11 protein-coding genes are annotated in these 18407 nt (G+C 40.7%); 6 read left to right on the forward strand and 5 right to left on the reverse strand.

All coding sequences use genetic code 11. The features are described 5' to 3' along the window. The first annotated feature begins 13 nt into the window (after window positions 1-13). Entirely contained in the window at window positions 14-2413 is a 2400-nt protein-coding gene (locus tag R3E32_03745) for a lysyl oxidase family protein (protein ID MEZ4883829.1), read from the forward strand. A gap of 47 nt (window positions 2414-2460) precedes the next feature. Next, on the forward strand, window positions 2461-4134 hold the full coding sequence (locus tag R3E32_03750; GenBank protein ID MEZ4883830.1) for an AarF/UbiB family protein: 1674 nt from the start codon (window positions 2461-2463) through the stop codon (window positions 4132-4134). 3 nt (window positions 4135-4137) lie between these two features. On the opposite strand, the gene R3E32_03755 is transcribed toward R3E32_03750, so the two are convergent. After that, window positions 4138-6045 carry an ABC-F family ATP-binding cassette domain-containing protein gene (locus R3E32_03755; GenBank protein ID MEZ4883831.1) on the reverse strand — a complete coding sequence of 636 codons (1908 nt, stop codon included), beginning with the start codon at window positions 6043-6045 and terminating at the stop codon, window positions 4138-4140. Window positions 6046-6224: 179 nt separating this feature from the next. Here R3E32_03755 and R3E32_03760 point away from each other — a divergent pair, with 179 nt between their 5' ends. Next, window positions 6225-8120 carry a gliding motility-associated C-terminal domain-containing protein gene (locus tag R3E32_03760; GenBank protein ID MEZ4883832.1) on the forward strand — a complete coding sequence of 632 codons (1896 nt, stop codon included), beginning with the start codon at window positions 6225-6227 and terminating at the stop codon, window positions 8118-8120. Between the two features lie 568 nt (window positions 8121-8688). Here R3E32_03760 and R3E32_03765 read toward each other — a convergent pair. Beyond that, window positions 8689-10020, reverse strand: a complete 1332-nt coding sequence (locus R3E32_03765; GenBank protein ID MEZ4883833.1) for a S8 family serine peptidase — start codon at window positions 10018-10020, stop codon at window positions 8689-8691. Window positions 10021-10508: 488 nt separating this feature from the next. Between R3E32_03765 and R3E32_03770 the strand changes: the two genes are divergently transcribed. Together R3E32_03770 and R3E32_03775 are read left to right on the forward strand one after the other, a co-directional pair. Further along, window positions 10509-11978 carry a hypothetical protein gene (locus R3E32_03770; protein MEZ4883834.1) on the forward strand — a complete coding sequence of 490 codons (1470 nt, stop codon included), beginning with the start codon at window positions 10509-10511 and terminating at the stop codon, window positions 11976-11978. Continuing rightward, on the forward strand, window positions 11975-12115 hold the full coding sequence (locus R3E32_03775; protein ID MEZ4883835.1) for a hypothetical protein: 141 nt from the start codon (window positions 11975-11977) through the stop codon (window positions 12113-12115). The genes R3E32_03770 and R3E32_03775 overlap by 4 nt, the downstream gene beginning before the upstream one ends. An 11-nt stretch (window positions 12116-12126) precedes the next feature. Here R3E32_03775 and R3E32_03780 read toward each other — a convergent pair whose 3' ends face one another. The 3 genes from R3E32_03780 to purB form a co-directional block, all read right to left on the reverse strand. Beyond that, window positions 12127-12570: a UPF0158 family protein gene (locus R3E32_03780; GenBank protein MEZ4883836.1), complete on the reverse strand. Its 444-nt coding sequence runs from the start codon at window positions 12568-12570 to the stop codon at window positions 12127-12129. A gap of 19 nt (window positions 12571-12589) precedes the next feature. Next, window positions 12590-14020, reverse strand: a complete 1431-nt coding sequence (locus R3E32_03785) for a TlpA disulfide reductase family protein (protein ID MEZ4883837.1) — start codon at window positions 14018-14020, stop codon at window positions 12590-12592. Between the two features lie 156 nt (window positions 14021-14176). Beyond that, on the reverse strand, window positions 14177-15529 hold the full coding sequence (gene purB / locus R3E32_03790) for an adenylosuccinate lyase (GenBank protein ID MEZ4883838.1): 1353 nt from the start codon (window positions 15527-15529) through the stop codon (window positions 14177-14179). Window positions 15530-15704: 175 nt separating this feature from the next. On the opposite strand from purB, the gene topA reads away from it, so the two are divergent. Then, window positions 15705-18200, forward strand: coding sequence for a type I DNA topoisomerase (gene topA, locus R3E32_03795; protein MEZ4883839.1), 2496 nt, complete (start codon window positions 15705-15707; stop codon window positions 18198-18200). Window positions 18201-18407 lie beyond the last annotated feature (207 nt).

Below are 18407 nucleotides of genomic sequence, written 5' to 3' on the forward strand. Positions count from 1 at the left end.
AAACCCACGGGCCATGAAAGTTATTACTTACTTCCTCCTCCTATATTGTTGCTTTGTGATAAGCAATCCCCTATCAGCACAAAACTGCACCAACAAAATAGCCGTACTCATCGAAATCATTCCCGACCGTTCGGCAGCTTTGGAAACAACTTGGCGGCTAACCGATCAATTTGGCAATATACTGGCAAGTGGAAAAGACACAGGAGCAAGCCTTTGTGTAGAGGCGAGCCAATGCCTAACCTTTACGATTGAAGATAGTTTTGGAGATGGATTGCAGGATTATGGAGGTTTTCCCGATGGGAGGTTTTCAGTGTATTATGATAGCGAATTGGTGGCAAGAGATACCAATTTCGGAAAAGTATTTACGCTGCAAATGGGTGGCTGTCCTTTGGGTTCGAGTTGTGCATTTCCAATTCCTGCAAAAACGGATTGGATTTACCCCGCTCAAATTCCCAATAATTGGTATGTTTTTGAAGCGGAAGAAACAGGACGTTATTCATTGACTACTTGTGACTTAGCAAACAACTGCAATACAAAAATTTGGGTGTATGATTACTGCAATGGTTTGAAGTGGGACGATACACAGATTGGATCTATTTTTTATGCGGATGGCGGTTGTGGTGAATTGGCGGAAGCAAACATGATTTTGGAGCAAGGCAAAACCTATTATATCCGAGTCGGTGGGAACGAAAGTTGCTTTGATATGTCGGTGAATTGGCAGATTCATTTTGAAGGCCCGATTGTGGGTTGTATGGATGCGGCTGCCTGCAATTTTGACCCATTGGCAACCGTGTCGGACGAAACAGCTTGTGTCTATCAAGGTCATCCAAATTGCCCCGATGGGCCTGATTTGGTGGTAATTGAGAGTGTATTGAAAAACAGTTTGCAATTGAGTTATCTGCAAAATGAGGATGCTTGCGCCATTCAAGAGGGCTGTTTGCAAGGATATGGGATTCGTGAAGTTTTGCGGTTCAGTACACATATCCGCAACATTGGCGACAAGGATTATTATGTCGGAAAACCACCTTCTGGGGCTGGTGCTGATCAGGGTATTTGGGAATGGGATGATTGTCATAACCATTGGCACTATGAGGGTTATGCCGAATACGTGCTCTACGATGAAAGCGGAAACGAGTTGCCGATTGGCTTCAAAAACGGCTTTTGTGTGGTGGATTTGGATTGTCCTGAGGGCAACAACAAATATGACTGCTCCAATCAAGGCATTTCGTCGGGTTGTGGCGATATTTACGACTACAATTTGGCTTGCCAATGGGTGGACATCACCAACTTAGAAGCGGGACTTTATACTTTGGTAGTTCGGGTCAATTGGATGGAACGCCCTGATGCCCTGGGTTTTGAAGAGAGCAATTACCACAACAACTGGGCAAAGGTCTGTTTTCAGTTGGAGAGAGATGCTCAAAACAAACCGATTCTCACCAAATTTAATGAATGTGAAGCGATTGTAGATTGTTTGGGAGAAGTCTATGGAACGGCATCGGCAGACTGTTCGGGCAATTGTGAGGGCAGTCAAAAGGCGGGTGATCGAAACAATGATTTGTTGTACAGTTATGCGGATATAGATGTGTATATGCACGATATATTGAGTGGAAATCTGCAATTCAATACCTGTACGGACTTGAACAGCGATGGAAAAATAAGCATTGCAGACCCTGCCTTGTTGTTGGCCTGTGAATTGGAAAGCAGTGGCATACATACACATCCGACCTTGAGTCATCATCACTGCAATTTGCCTACTTCTGCCATCTTCAATCCAAATCATACTGCCACTTTCAGCATTGGTGATTTGCGCTTAGACCTTCAGTATGTGGACGTGTATGTGACCAATCCCAACAGTTCTATCTTAGCTTTTGAGTTGCAAATCACGGGCATAGATATTTTGAGTATATTCCCTTTCTACGATACCGAAATTTTTGAATTGCAGCTTGCTCACAACTCCAACGGCTTACTCATCGGCTTGGCTTACAATGAAAAACCTTTTGCCAAAACCTACGAACCGACTCCTTTTTTCCGCATTTATTACACAGCGATTACCGCAGAAAATATTTGTATCTCGGAGGTCAAAACGGTTATGAATCAAAACTATGAAGAGATTGCTGGCAACTTGCAGGATGCGTGTGTGAATGTGGATTTTTGGAGTAATGTGGAAGGTGTCGAAACGGCTGCTACTGCTGCAATGATTTTTCCCAATCCTTTTTCCGATTTTGCCATTTTTAGTTTTGATTTGCTGCAAAACAAGTACAACGAATTGGTTTTGATGGATGTGAATGGGCGTGTTGTGCGAAAGTATAGCCATTTTTCCTCCGATCGCTTGCGAATTGAACGAGGTGAATTGAAGGCGGGAGTTTACTTTTGGCGATTTGGGGAAGAACGAGGGAAGGTAGTTGTTTGGTAAGCCAATCATTTTTTCGTAATCTTGGCTTCCATTTCAGACCCAACACCATGTCAAACTCCAACTCCAAAATATACCGCCGTTCTTACCGCATCCGCAAAGCCTATTGGACTGCTTTTGTGGTAATGATGAGCTACTTCAAAGTGTATCTAATCAGCAAGTTGATTGGAAAAAGCTATTACCAAAAAAGACTCAATGGGCTGCATATCAAAAACGCCAATCGAGTCAAAAAAACCATCCTTCAATTGCAGGGTTTGTTCATCAAAGTCGGTCAATTGCTGTCCATTCTCAGCAATTTTCTACCCGAAGCTTTTCAAGCTCCTTTGGAAGAACTGCAAGACAAAATCCCCGCTCGCCCCATTGCCGAAATTCGCCAAAGAATCCAAGAAGAACTCGGCAACACGCCCGAAAATCTTTTTCAACATTTTGAAGAACAACCACTTGCAGCCGCTTCCATTGGTCAAGCACACAAGGCTATATTGAAGAACGGAAAGGTGGTCGTGGTGAAAGTTCAACACAAAAACATTGAAGAAATCGCTGCAACAGATTTGTACATCATCGAACGCCTCACCAAATTGACCGCTTGGTTTTTCGAAATCAAAGGCATCGAATATACCTACACACAGGTTAGGCAAATGATTGAAGAAGAGTTGGATTTTGAAAAGGAAGCAAAGTCCATGCAGCGCATTCAGTCCAATTTGAAGAAAGAAATAGGATTGGCGATTCCCGAAGTACAGGAAGCATTTTCAACGAGCCGAGTGTTGACAACGACTTTTTATGAGGGGGTGAAAATCAACCAAATTGCACAATTGGATGCGTGGAATATTGACAAGCGAGCAGTTTCGGATAGACTGGTTCACGCCTATTGTCAGATGGTTTTTGTGGATGGTTTTTACCACGCCGACCCGCATCCTGGCAATATTTTGGTGCAGCAAGACGGAACGATTGTCTTGTTGGATTTTGGCGCAGTGGCTACCATTCAGCCTGTTATGCGTACAGGTTTGCTGCAATTGATTGAAGGAGCTGCTAAAAACGATACACAGCGAATCATTGAAGCCCTCAAAACGGTGGGATTTATTGCAGACGACAAGGAGGCGATTCGCATTGCAGAAAAGGTGATCGATGCTTTTCGGGAATTTCTGCAAAATGAGATTCAATTTGAAGGAATGAACTTGAAAGACATCAAGGTGAATCCTTTTGAAAGCAGCCTTTTCAAGTTGATTATTGAGGTGGGTTTAAAAGACATTACCAACATCATACAAGTGCCAAAAGATTATGTTTTGTTGAACCGAATGGTAACGCTGCTCATGGGCATCTGCAATACGCTCGACATTCACAGCAACCCTTTGGAGGTCGTGCAGCCTTATATGCAAAAGTTCATGATGGGCGAAAAGGGGGATACGGTGAAATTTGTGAGGGATTTGATTCAGCAAATGGCAACGAATTTGATTTCACTACCCACCGATTTGCGGAAAGTATTGTATCAGGCACATCGAGGTGAATTGGAAGTGCAAGTCGCTGGCAATAAGGAACGAACCAAACTTCTGTATTTTTTGGGGCAGCAGTTGATTTACACCATTTTGCTCATTGCAGTGGGGGTTTTCACTTGGCTATTTTACCAAGCGGGTGAGCTGCAATGGTGTCGTTATGGATTGGGTATCAGCGTTTTTTTGGGCTGGATGATGGTGCGAGCCATGCGAAAAGCGGGAAAATTGGTGAATTGATGTTCACACAAACTCACTCAATTCCAACCATCTATCCGATTTTTCTTCAATGACAACCATAATCACTGCAATTCGTTCTGCCCATTGCTGCAATTCCTCATACGTTCCCTCACTCGCATTCAATTTCGCCTCCAAAGTTTCCTTCTCTGCCTCCAATTTTTCGATGTCTTTCTCCAATTGGTTGTATTCTCGTTTTTCATTGAAGGTCAGTTTGTTTTTTGTTTTAGAGCTGTCCGATTTGGGTGAAGAAATGGGAGTGGGCTCTGCCGCTTTCTCTACTTTTCGCTCAATTCTTGCCGCTTTTTCCTCCTCCTCTTTTACCTCTCGGTATTGCGAATAATTCCCTGGAAAATCGCGAATTTTTCCATCACCTTCAAACACAAACAAATGGTCCACCAACTTGTCCATAAAATAACGGTCATGCGATACAACGACCAAACAGCCTTGAAACAAGCGCAAAAACTCTTCCAATACATTGAGTGTCAAAATATCGAGGTCATTGGTCGGCTCATCCAATATCAAAAAATTGGGGTTTTGCATCAAGACGGTGAGCAAATACAATCGGCGTTGTTCGCCTCCACTTAGGGTCGACACATAGTTTTCGTGTTTGCTGTATGGAAAATGAAAATGGGTCAGCAGTTGTTCGGCGGTCAAACTCCTCCCCTTTTCCATCGGCAAATATTCGGCAATTTCTCGCACCACGTCAATGACCTTCTTATCCACTTTGAGATTCAAACCCATTTGTGTATAATAGCCAAAAACTACTGTTTTACCAATGACCACCTTCCCTGCATCGGGTCTTTCTTTGCCCGTCAATATGTTGAGCAAGGTGGATTTACCCGCCCCATTTCTGCCCACAATGCCCACTCTGTCCCTGCGATTGAAGATATAGGTGAAGTTTTTGAGAATCACATCTTCGCCATACGCTTTGTCAATATCCAGAATTTCAATGGTTTTGTTGCCAATTCTTGCCATTCTGATGCCGTCAAAACCGAGTTGTTCGTCCTCCAATTTGAGACCTGCTTTTTCTTCAATGGGGTCAAACGCATCAATTCTCGATTTTGCTTTTGTGCCTCGTGCTTTGGGTTGTGTTCGCAGCCATTGCAGTTCTCGCTTCATCAGTTTTTTGGCTTTGTCGACTTCTTGCCCCAAATTGAAGTCCAACTCTGCCTTTTTTTCAAGGTAATATTCATAACTCCCCCGAAAAATCTGCACACTTCCCCGCTCCAATTCAAGAATTTCGTTGGTCACTCTATCCAAAAAATAACGGTCGTGCGTCACCAGCAATATGGTCATATTTTGCTGACTGAGAAATTTTTCCAACCATTCAATCATCTCCATGTCGAGGTGATTCGTTGGCTCATCCATCACCAACAAGTCGGGTTCTTCAATCAATACCCTAGCCATTGCCACCCTTTTGCGCTCACCTCCAGATAGTTCGCTCACGTTTTGGTCGAGTTTGGTCACTTTGAAGCGAGAAAGTATTTCCTTGATTTTCGCCTCATAATCCCATGCCTCCAAATTTTGCATCTGATTGATGGCTTTTTGCAGGGCTTCCGAATTTTCTGGGCTCGGTTTTTTTTCTTGCTTGACCAAAATGGATTCGTACTCTCGAATGGCAGTCAAAACAGGATTGTCGGAGTAAAAAATGGCTTCTAACACCGTATAAGTTGGGTCAAAAACGGGGTCTTGCGACAAATATCCCACTTTCACATCTCGGTGAATGCGAACCGACCCACCCTCATCAGAGGAATCCAAACCCACCAAAATGCGAAGCAAAGAAGTTTTTCCTATACCATTTTGGGCAATGAGCGCAATTTTTTGTCCTTTGTTGATGCTGATGTCAATATTTTCAAAAAGTACCTTATCGCCATATACCTTTGTGAGATTCTCTGCTTGCAAATAGTTCATCGGAATGAAATCAAAATTATAATGAAAATGAAAAGGGCTTGATATTCACCACTTCAAGCCTGTTTTATGCTGCATTTATTTTGTGGTGAAAATCGGCTCGAAGATACGGTTTTTTCGTATCTTAAATCATTTAGACAAAAGATGAAAGACTTTAAGTTATTGACAAAAAACTTTGGCAAATGAAAAACCCTCAATACTTGCTATGGATATGCCTACTCTTTTTTGGGAGAACATTCTATCTAAATGCCCAGGACAGCGGCTGCAACAACGAAAATTTTGAATTGGGAACTTTGGAAGGTTGGCAGAGTTTCATTGGTTTTATCACCACCGAAGGCGATGTGACCATCAACACAGCTGCTACCTCCAACTTTCAACACTTGATTACCAACACCAATCTATCTCCTGACCCTGTCGCTGCTGATTGCGATTTGAGCATTCCTCGTGTAGCAGTTGGCGGCAATCACTCGTTGCGACTTGGCAACAAAAGTTCAGGGGGTGGAGCGGAAAGAGTAGTGAAAACCTTTACGGTCACGCCTGAAAACACCTATTTTTTGGTGCAATATGCGGTAATGCTCGAAGACCCTGGTCACTCTCCAGAGCTTCAACCTCGTTTTGAAATGCGGGTGTTCAATGAAATGGGTGATTTGCTGCCTTGTGGTGAATATGCGGTTCGGGCGAGTCCTGATATTCCTGGCTTTGTTCCCTGCAATGGTTGGGAAGTGCTGCCATGGACATCAGTGGGTTTTGAATTGTCGAGTTATGTGGGTCAAGCGATTACGATTGAATTGTTGACCACTGATTGTGGTAAAGGCGACCATGCGGGTTATGCCTATATTGATGCGGCTTGTTTGCCTTTGGACATCAGTTTTGAGAGCGATATTTGTATCGGTGAAGGCTCGGCTACACTTTCTGTTGCAGAAGGATTTGCAGTATATTTGTGGTCGAATGGCGAAACGGGGCGCACTGCAACGATTGAAAATGCAAAAGTGGGCGATGTGGTTTCGGTCGAATTGACCTCCGTTACGGGTTGCAGCATTACCCTATCCGATACCATTGAAGCACCGCCCAACAGCTTGGAAGTGCTGCTCGAACCCATTGAAGTTCCCCAAATTTGCGAAGGCGAAACGGTTGTTATTGAAGTGAATGGCACAAATTTGGAAACGATTTATTGGAAAGATTTCGACCTGTATGCCAATCCATTTGAAGTGATTCCAATGACCACAACGACTTATGAACTGATTCCGATTGACTTCAATGGCTGCCAACATCCGCTTGAATTGGTGACTATTGTGGTGAATCCGCCTCCCAATATCGAAATCACTGCTTCTGAGCAGAATATATGCAATGGCGAAACGGTTGAATTGTCTTTGGAGGTGAACAATGATAATGGTTTTCGCTGGCTCGACAATGGCGACAATGCTTCTATCCGCATTTTGCAGCCCAGCGAAACCCGCACTTTTTATGCAGAAGCGGATGGTATCGGCACTTGTCCAACTGCAATGGATAGCTTGACCATTGTTGTAACAGATTCACAACCCATTGATTATACCAAAACGCCTAATGCGACTATTTGTGTGGGTGAATCTATTACCCTAAGCATCGAAAATCGGACGAATATTGAAGGAATCGAATGGGAGGGCTTGCAGAATGAGGCTTTTTTGATAGAAGTTTCGCCTTCGGAGAGTCAATATTTTGTGTTTTCACTTAGGGCTGCCGATTGCGCTTACCTTCAAAAAGACAGTATTTTGGTAGAGGTGCTTTCTACTTCCAATGCCTTGAATTATTGCAGTTTGTACGTTCCGACTGCTTTTTCTCCCAATAAGGACGGCATCAATGATGTTTTGCAGGTGACGACCAATTGTTTCCAAAATACACCCAATGCCAACGATTTTACCTTCAAGGTTTTCAATCGTTGGGGTGAAGTCGTTTTTGAAGCCAATGATGTGCTGCAATCTTGGGATGGTTCGGATTTGCCGAATGGATTGTATGTTTGGTGGTTAAGTTTTGAAGGGGAATTGGAGAGCGTTTGTAGGGCGAGGATTTTTGAGAAGGGGAATGTATTATTAATCCGTTAAACCTCAATTTGAATGATGAGAAAATTGTTGAAAGAACAACAGGCTTTATATGGTTTGGAAAAATATGCACAAAAATCTTTTGAAATGAGTATTTGTGAATAGAAAGCTTCGAAAAACATATTTTATGTAGTGCTTGAACGAAAACCCTTAACTAATTGAATGTCAAAACGTAACTAAATACTTAAACAGATGAATTTTTTAAAGTTTCCCCATATATCAATACCTTCAATAAATTCCTAATAAATTAACATCAAGTTGCTATAAGAATATAAAAATTGAAGGAAAAAGTTCGTTTGTTTTAACCATTAGTTATGTTTTGATAGACAGATAATTATCTCTTTCCGTTCAGGCACTATGTAAATATCGCATACCATGAAGTCACTAATTTTTAATATTGTCAGGTGTAAATCTATATCAATCTTTTTGTTGTTCCTCCTATTTTTCAATCTTCATTCATTATGTTAACAAACGTTTTGCAGGGAAATATAAAAAAGGGCAGTACACTCAGAGTGTGCTGCCCTTTTTTTACAATCAATTTAATTTGATAAGGTCTGAAAAGTTTCGGCTATTATCGTTTGGCCACTTTATCTTTGGTTGAATCTTTGTCAGTGTTCAAAACCCTTGAAGAATTGATCGTTCCACCGTTGGACAGCAAAATACCTGCTACATGAGGAGCCGCCATTGAAGTGCCATCCATGTAAGCATACCCACCATTTTTGTAGCAAGAGAGAATACTTACCCCTGGTGCTGCATAGTCCATAGGTGGGTTTCCATAGTTGGAAAAATTGGCAATATCGTAGTTCCAATCCATTGCAGAAATGGTGTAGAGGCGTGAGCCGTTCAAACGTGCGGGTGTCACATTGCTGGCTTTTTGTTTGTCATTGCCTGCTGACGAAACCATGTGAACGCCTGCCTTAGCCAAATTTCTTATCTGTGGTTCAGTTTGTGCAGCCGAAGTATTCCACAAATTATCCCACCAACTAGGAGGAACTCCTCCAAAACTCATGTTCACTACATCCCCTGCAAGGAAATATTTGGCTACATGTTGCAACCCTCCCAAAATAGCGGAACAATCACATTTCGCTTTACTGCTACATACTTTCACAGGAACAACCCAAGCACCTGCAGCCACACCTTTTGTTCCTATACTGTTGTTTTTGGCAGCTACAATTCCCGCTACATGAGAGCCATGTCCATGATCATCGTTGGCAGAATTGGTGTAGCCCACGAAAGATTTAGCATGAGAAGTTCTCACATTGAGATCGGGATGATCAAGGTCAATGCCTGAGTCCAATATCCACGCCCAATACGCACTGCCTGTTTTGTCGGCCCAACCCGTATAATTTGTTCCCCAACTAGACGATTGAGCCAAAACCAATTCATTGGCTTCTTCTTCAGAAGCTTCATGAACAGCTGACACATTGAGACTCATTTCAAAATCTTCTCCCATGCCCAAAAACTCGTCCATTTTGGCGACTTGTGCTTGAAGTTCTTTGGCCCGATCTGCGTCCATGCCTTTGACCGAAAACCCTGTGATGCTGCCGGTATAAATGTCTGCAATCTGCTTGGGAGAAAGACTCAATTTACTTTCTGCAATTTTCAAAATAGCTGCTTTGGTTTCTTGATCGTAGGCTTCAAAGAGTCTTGCTTTCTGATCCCTATCATCGGTTTTAGCCATTTCTTCGCCGTATTTGTCGAGAAAGGATGGTACTACAGTGCTATTGAAGATGAAAATGTAACTTCCTGGGATGAGCTTGACTTCTGAACTAGACTCACTAAAAGGAATTTTTTCAATTTCAAAGTCGGGCTTGTCTTCTTTTGGCTGTGCATAGATAGATTGAAAACAAACGGATAAAGCAATTAGGATAACAAATAGACTACGAATTAACAAAAGTTTCATAAAAAAAAGGAATTTAGGTTATAAATAAATTTTCTGAAAATGATGGCTGCAATTCAAATCTTCTATAAAAAAGAGGGCTTTATTTTGTTGATATTTTATACAATTCCCTCTTGATTACAATTACAAAGATAGATGTAGGTGAGAAGGTGTGCTAAGAATCTTTTTATCATTTGTGCAGTCATTGTAGAGAAAAAAAATAGTATATACCAAACAATATGAACAAATTAAATCTAACGGCTTACCAAAAAAGCGTTTGTTTTTTGAAGATTTTTTTAAAAAAAATAACGATTTCGCTTTTTCAAACCACATCATTCTGCTATTTTAGGCTTGGTTTAATGTGGTTAGAAACCTAATAGTAAGTACCTATATCTCTATCCTACGTTTCGGCAACTTTTTTACAAAAAGATAAAAATCAAGTAAGTAAAAAAAGGCTATAAAATTGAATCGTTGTTTTGTTTCCTATACACTACCAAGAAAATCTTATTTGAATGCACCAAACCAAACTTATAGACCTTTTAAAAAGTTTTTCAGACAAAGAAATACGGCAGTTTGAAGATTTTGTCGCAAGCCCATTTTTCAATAAAAATCAGGACTTGTTAAAACTGCTTAGACATTTAAAAAAATACTATCCTGAATTCACACATAACCAAGTCGACAAGAGCATCATTTTTAAAAAATTATTTGGAAAGGCAGTCTATAACGACCAAAAAATGCGAACAAGGGGTTCGCAACTGTATCGACTGGGGATACAGTTTTTAGAACAACTGGGCATGTCGAATTCCTATATGTCGGGCGAATTATTTGGTTTAGAAGAATTGATAAATCGGAAACAAGACCGTCTGATAAGCTATCACTTCAAACAAATACAGAAAAAATTTGAAAACCCTAATGCTAAAAACGAGCTTTATTTTTTGCACCTTTCCACATTTTATGAGTGGCAAAAAAATTACTATTTAGAAGCACTTTCAGGTGCTGAATTTAAACACTTTAAAGAAAAGGAGGAACAAGCCTATAGTCAAACATTGACGAGTTATTATCTATTGAAATTATTGCGCCAATATGCACTTTGGCTCAATTTGAACAACATTTATCAGCTTGATATGGATTTGCAATTTTATGAAGAAGTAATTGAGCTATTGATGCCCCTCCTCAATCACGAAGAACCAATTATTTTAATGACTTATACATTGGCGCAAATGCTGAGAACCCGAGAAGAAAAGCATTACCATACCTTAAAAAAATTGGTAACACAATTTGAAGAACAACTCACAAAAAATCAACTGGAAGATTTCTACATTAATTTGGAAAATTATTGCTTAAAAGAAGGAAGGCGTACTGGTGATGTGCGTTTTACAGAGGAATTATTTCAGTTGTATCAATTCGAACTGGAGCGGAAAATACCCATTCAAAATGGTGAAATACCTCGTACTTGGTTCTCCAATTTCGCTACGATTGGCACACACTTAAAACACACCGATGTTGCAGAACAGTTTATACAACAATACCAAAAGTATTTACCCGAAACCGTAAGAACCAATACAGCTAATTTCTGTATGTCTTACATCCGTTTCTATCAAAGCCGATTTCAAGAAGCCCTTCAATATCTAATGTGGGTGAATTACGATGGTTTTTATGACAAAATAGATTACCGAAACATGTTGGTCTGTATTTATTATGAGTTGGATGAAACAGAAGCTCTTTATGCTCAAATTGATGCGTACAAACATTTTTTGAACAACAACAAACACATTATGGCTGAAGACCGCCTATTGATTTTCAGCAATTTCATTCGTTTTGTAAGCCGACTCCTAAAACTAAAGGAAAGTGTAGGCGACTACAAAGATCCTCACTTATTGGAAGACCTCAAGAATTGTAAGCAAATTACTTTTGGAAATTGGTTGCGAGAAAAGGCAAACAGACTACAAGAAAACAAGAAGCAAAGTGCATTTCGGGAATGAAACTTTGGAAGTTTAGCAACTTCAATAAAAAAGAAATAGAAGACTTCAAAAATTTTCAGTTTATTACCTCAATGAAAGATGGTTACTTGAAGTGGGATTTTGTAGATATGACTAACTACATCCATGATAAATGCTGACTATCAATATTTTAAATTCTCCCTTCCAACCATTCCACCGCCCTTTCATAATAATACCGATTCTCAAAATCCCGCCACTCGTCCACATAATTTGGATGCACTTTGAATACATTGGAGAAATGCAGCAAGGGGTCATCACTTTGCAGGGCCTTTTGAAGATGTGCTTCCAATTTTTTGTCGTAATCAGTAGTTTCAGCATCGTCACTCGCTGCAATGTATGCTACAAAATCACGCATAATTTGGAGGGTCAATTCCTCATTCGCAATCGGCAAAATCTCCACAAAATTGAGGTCATTTTGCACCGAATCCAGTTGTTCTCGATACAGCACACGTGAATAAGGTTCATCCCGTGGCATTCGAATCACATTGTGCGAAACCAAGTGAAAAAAAGCCTGAATATCGGGAGTTTTCAAAGCCTGTGCGATGTTGTAGCGCAAATAATCTATTTTTTCCATGGTACTCTAAATTTTGGTGCTAATTTCCATTTGGATTATCCGCGCCATAAGGTTGCGCCATCAATGCCCTGGCAGTTTCGATAAAACGCTCTTTTTCAGAAGGGCGAGGAGGTTTTGCAGCGAAATTACCATTTTTATCAATGAAAAAATACAAAGGCACTCCCGCCACATTGTATTCCTGAGCAGTAAAAGATTTGAGTCCTTGCGAAAGCACTTGCACCCCTACCAATTCTTTTTTGGCAACCATATTGCGCCATGCGTCCTCTTTTTCGTCAATCGAAATGTAGAGAAAAACCATCTCTTCAGGGTCCAACTCCTTGTAAATCTCCTTGATGTATTTTACCTGCTGCAAACAAGGATTGCACCAACTCGCCCAAAAAGAAATATGTATCACCTTGCCCCGAAAATCCGCCAAGGAAACAATCTCACCGTCAATGGTTTTGAGCATAAAATCGGGTGCAGGGCTTCCAGCAGCAAATTTTTTGGCATTGGAGAAAGTTTTATTCACAGTCATAAAATAAGCTACATTGTCGTTCGACAAATCAAAATCAGAATAGATATCTTCCAAGCTTTTGATGTCACCTTTCATACAGCCTTCGATAATCAATTTTGCAAGCGTAAGTTCTTTGATTTCTTTGTTTTGAAGCAGGTTTTTGGCGATTTCATATTGTGATACATAAGGCACCATTGTTGCACCTTGTTTGGCTTGTTCGTAGTACAAATATTCGATGTAAAACCGCAAAAAATTGGAGTAGGCCTGACTGTTGACCAATGCACCATTTTCTACTCTTACTTCCTTCAAAAAATTAAAATACACATTCGTCAATTCCCATTTCTTCAATTCCGCATATCGAAGGCGGTCAAAAGCCCAGTTGTAAACAATATCGCCAATCGCATATTCGTCAAACTCATTCGTAAATTTATGGTTTTCCTTGTATTTTTTGTAAAATTCCATTTTTTCTAAGCGGCGATTGTTGATGTATTGCTCAAACTCATGTGTCATCATGTGGCCCGCTTCCATATTGATGTAGATTTGGTCGACTTCTTTGCCAAACTTATTGTAGTAAGCCGCCATATAAGTGTTGTTATCTGCTCCTGCACCCGTAAATTTGATGGTTTGCAGCATTTTTTCTGCTTCAAAAGTGATTTTGAAACGTTCTCCTGGCACCACATAGACCAGCAAATTCTCAAAAGCGTGTTCAAACCGTACCAACATCGGTTTTTCGGGCTGAAAAGCCAACAAAAAATGCCCATTCAGTTGATCGTCAATGGTAACAGGTGTCGAATAAATGATTTTTTCTCCAATAATTTGATTGCTGATAATGGTGACAGTTACTTCTTCACTCGAAGGAAGCTTGATATCGCCTTCAATAACAGTATATCCTTGCGCCTGACTATCAACAGAAATAAAAAATAACAACAATAAATACAGCAAAAACTTGAACTTCATAGCAGATAGGTGTTTTGATTAATTTTGACTTTGAAACGCTGCAAAGTTTAAAACGAGTGTAAAAATCAACAATTTAAAATCTTATGTCTTTCATCTTTTGTCTTATGTCTAAAACAGTATGCACAGCAAATAAATTGCCAAAATCTATAAATAATCTCATTTGCCAAAAACCCCAACATAATTGAAAGGACTGATTCGCAGTAGTTCCTGTTTCACTTCCTCTGATACCTCCAGCTGATAAATAAAATCGGTGATGCCCTGCTTTGTGATTCGTTCGTTCGTGCGGCTCAAAGCCTTCAAAGCCTCATAAGGATTGGGGTAAGCCTCTCGCCTCAAAATCGTTTGAATCGCTTCTGTGACAACTGCCCAGTTGTTGTCCAAATCTGCATGAAGAGCTGACTCATTCAAAAGCAATTTGCCCAATCCTTTCATAATACTTTGAAAACCAATCAACGTATGCGCCATTGGAACGCCAATGTTTCGCAACACAGTAGAATCGGTCAAATCCCTTTGAAGGCGAGAAAGCGGGAGTTTGGCACTCAGATGCTCCAAAATGGCATTGGCTATGCCCAAGTTTCCTTCCGCATTTTCAAAGTCAATAGGATTGACCTTGTGCGGCATGGTAGAAGACCCGACTTCCCCTTTTTTTATTTTTTGCTTGAAATACTCCATCGAAATATACGTCCAAACATCTCTGCAAAGGTCAATCAAAATGGTGTTGATGCGTTTCATTGCATCAAAAAATGCGGCCAAATAATCGTAGTGTTCAATCTGAGTCGTGTATTGCGAACGCTTCAAAAGCAGTACTTTCTCTACAAAATGGTTGGAAAAAGCCACCCAATCTATTGAAGGATATGCCACTGCATGAGCATTGAAGTTGCCCGTAGCTCCTCCAAATTTTGCCGCAAAAGGAACTTGTTGCAAAAGAGTCACCTGACTGCTAATTCTTTCCACAAACACCTGTATTTCTTTGCCCAATAAGGTTGGCGAAGCGGGCTGTCCATGTGTTCTTGCAAGCATGGGAATGTCTTGCCATTCGACTGACAATTCTTGGAGTTTATTTTGAAGGGTAGAGAGCATCGAAATATATTCTGCTTCAAAAGCTTTTTTGAGCAATAAAGGAGTGGCCGTATTATTGATGTCTTGGGAAGTCAAGCCAAAATGAATAAACTCTTTGTAGGCTTGTAAACCCAAATTGTCAAAAATTTCTTTCAAAAAATATTCTACCGCTTTCACATCGTGATTGGTCGTGCTTTCTATATCTTTAATGCGCTGAGCATCTTTTAATTGAAAGTTCTCGTAAACAGACCTTAACTGTGGGAATACCTCAGGTTTTATTCCCTTCAATTGAGGCAGTGGAACTTGACAGAGGGCAATAAAATATTCAATTTCGACATATATTCGATAATGAATCAAACCAAATTCGGAAAAATAAGGAGCAAGAGTAGAGACTTTTGAACGGTATCTTCCGTCAATAGGAGAGATTGCAGTAAGTGAACTTAATACCATGATGATTCGTTGAATTTTGCTGCAAAAATACCAATCTTTTGTTTTTTCGACTTAAATCCCCCAACTTTGCAGCTTTTATTTTCAAACAATAAAGAATAGAAGAGCGATTTGACCGTTTACATTCGGCAAATTGAGGATGCCATAATTTTGCATCCAAACTCTAAAATCAGCAGACATGAGTAAAAACTTAATGATAGTAGAATCGCCAGCGAAGGCGAAGACCATTGAAAAATATTTAGGTGAAGGCTTTACAGTTAAGTCTTGTTATGGACACATTCGAGATTTGGCGAAAGGTGACAAGGCGATTGATATTGAGAATAATTACAATCCGATTTATGAGGTCTCGAAGGACAAGAAAGAGGTTGTAAAAGAACTGAAGAAAGCGGCTAAAGGTGCAGAGGTTTGGCTCGCAACGGACGAGGACCGTGAAGGAGAGGCCATTTCTTGGCATTTGTGCGAGGTCTTGGGCTTGAATGAAAAGGAAACCAAACGAATTGTCTTTCATGAGATTACCAAACCTGCTATCCTCAATGCAGTTCAAAATCCAAGATTGCTCAACAAAGATTTGGTGAATGCCCAACAAGCAAGACGGGTATTGGATCGTTTGGTGGGTTTCGGCATATCTCCGATTTTGTGGCGAAAAATTGCCCGTTCTGGTTCTTTGTCGGCTGGACGTGTGCAGTCGGTTGCCGTACGAATTGTGGTAGAACGGGAGCGTGAAATTCGCAATTTTGAAGTAATGCCTCATTTTAAAATTACCGCATTTTTTGAAGTGAAAGATGCACAGGGCAAAAAAGCCATCTTCAAAGCAGAACTGGCAAAAAAAATAGACGAAGAAGCCACTGTTGAAGCGTTTTTGAAAGACTGTATGGGAGCTGCTTATGCCATCAATGACATCAAAGTGAAACCAGGCAAAAAATCACCTCCTGCTCCTTACACTACCTCGACATTGCAGCAAGAAGCCAGCCGAAAATTGGGTTTTTCGGTGACACGAACCATGCGTGTTGCCCAAAAACTGTATGAAGCAGGTCACATCACCTATATGCGTACCGACTCAACCAACTTATCTGATACTGCTCGTACGGCAGCACACAGCATGATTGGCAGTGAATTTGGTGACAAGTATGTACAACCGAGGGTATTTAAAACCAAATCAGAGTCAGCACAAGAAGCGCATGAGGCGATTCGCCCCACTTATTTTGACAAGCAAACTGCGGGCAGTGATTACGATGAAGAACGCTTGTATTCTTTGATTTGGAAACGTGCGGTAGCTTCTCAAATGGCGGATGCCGAATTGGAGCGTACGACTGCAAGAGTAGGTATTTCGACTCGATCGGAAGAATTGGTCGGAAAAGGTGAGGTATTGAAATTTGATGGTTTTTTGAAGTTGTATCGAGAAGCGATTGATGAAGATGAGGCTCCCGAAGAAAGGGATATGTTGCCGCCTTTGACTGTTGGGCAAGTATTGGATTTGAAGGAAATGGAGGCTCGTGAGCGTTTCAATAGAGCAGCACCCAGATACAGTGAGGCTACTTTGGTGAAAAAATTGGAGGAATTGGGCATCGGACGACCTTCAACTTATGCGCCTACCATCAGTACGATTCAAAAACGAGGCTATGTCATCAAGGAAGATAGAGACGGTGTAAAACGTGAATATACCCTATTTTTGTTGGATGGTAAGAGTCAAAAAATAGATAAGAAGATAGAGTCAGAAAATACAGGTTTTGAAAGGCAAAAGCTGTTCCCGACTGATACAGGAATTGTGGTAAATGATTTTTTGTTGGAGCATTTCCCAAATGTTTTGAACTACGATTTTACGGCAAAGATTGAAGAGGAGTTTGACGAGATTGCAGACGGTAAGAAGGAATGGAATCAGATGATTGACAATTTCTACAAACCTTTTCACAAGAATGTAGAGGAAACGATGGAAACTGCTGAACGTGCTTCTGGTGAACGAGAATTAGGGATTCACCCCAAATCTGGTAAGCCCATCATCGCTCGTTTGGGTCGTTTTGGGCCGATGGTTCAAATTGGAGGACCTGAGGATGAAGAAAAAGAATATTCTGCGATTCGCTATCCATTGACTTTGGAAACGGTCACTTTGGAGCAAGCATTGGAATTGTTCAAATTGCCACGTACCTTAGGAGAGTTTGAAGGGCATGTGGTGAAAGCTGCAACAGGGCGTTTTGGGCCTTATGTGGTTCACAATAAGTTGTTCTGTTCGTTGAAAAAAGATAGTGGATTGACCCCATTGGAGATTACCTTGGAGGAGGCTATTGAAGTGATTAAAAATAAGCGCATTGAAGATGCCAAAAAACTCATCAAGGAATTTGACGACTATCCCGATATCAGAATACTGCACGGACGTTGGGGACCTTATATCAAAGCGGGTAAGCAAAATGTGAAAATTCCGAAGGAGAAGAAAGAAACTCCTGAAGAATTGACCATCGAAGAGGTATTGAAGCTGATAGAAGAAGCACCTAAAAAGCCTGCAAGAGGACGAGGAGCAAGTAAGGCCAAAGCGACTACTCCCGCTAAGACCAAAGCTGCACCCAAAACCAAAGCAGGTACTAAAACTACCACAACTGCAAAAACGAAGGCAAGTCCAAAAGGCAAGACAACAGCGAAACCCAAAGCAAGTGCTAAAAAAGATACTAAAACAAAAAAGTAGGTTTGATTGGAGAATTGTTCAGAAATAACTTAACAATGTTTTGTTTTGTAACCAATTGAAGAAGAAAAGTATTCATACTTTCTACACAATTTTATATTTTTATTCCTTATTAGCCCTTTTGTGTCTGGAATAGATTGTGTATCTTCAATCGAACTGCATTTTACATTACATTCGACTAAGCTATTATTTATGTTATCACTGAACAGA

Source organism: Chitinophagales bacterium, from assembly GCA_041392475.1.
Taxonomy (GTDB): domain Bacteria; phylum Bacteroidota; class Bacteroidia; order Chitinophagales; family UBA2359; genus JAUHXA01.